Here is a 234-nt window from a genome sequence, read left to right as displayed (position 1 = left end):
TTTCAAGACATTATCATCTGTTGAAGTCGCAATTTCTTCCAGCTCTTGTGGCAGCGTGGAACGATTTACAATCAAGAGGAAATCATCGCAGTCGGTGACAGCTACAATGACCTTTCCATGATTGAATACGCAGGACTCGGATGCTGAGGGATCACAGGGTGAATGTTTTCATTTACCATGTACTGCAATCTTTCCACTAAAAGACAAGGAAACGCCAATTACCTCGCAGAAATT

General features: G+C 42.7%; 1 protein-coding gene. It reads left to right on the top strand.

What is annotated here, in order from left to right:
• Positions 1-45 precede the first annotated feature (45 nt).
• Positions 46-147 carry an HAD hydrolase family protein gene (locus tag P6709_RS20715; RefSeq protein ID WP_442905389.1) on the top strand — a complete coding sequence of 34 codons (102 nt, stop codon included), beginning with the start codon at positions 46-48 and terminating at the stop codon, positions 145-147.
• The last annotated feature ends 87 nt before the right edge of the window (positions 148-234 follow it).

The sequence above is a fragment of the Jeotgalibacillus sp. ET6 genome (assembly GCF_029667115.1).
Lineage (GTDB): Bacteria > Bacillota > Bacilli > Bacillales > Jeotgalibacillaceae > Jeotgalibacillus.
Note: the sequence above shows the minus strand (reverse complement) of the source record. Positions and strands in the feature narration are given on the sequence as shown.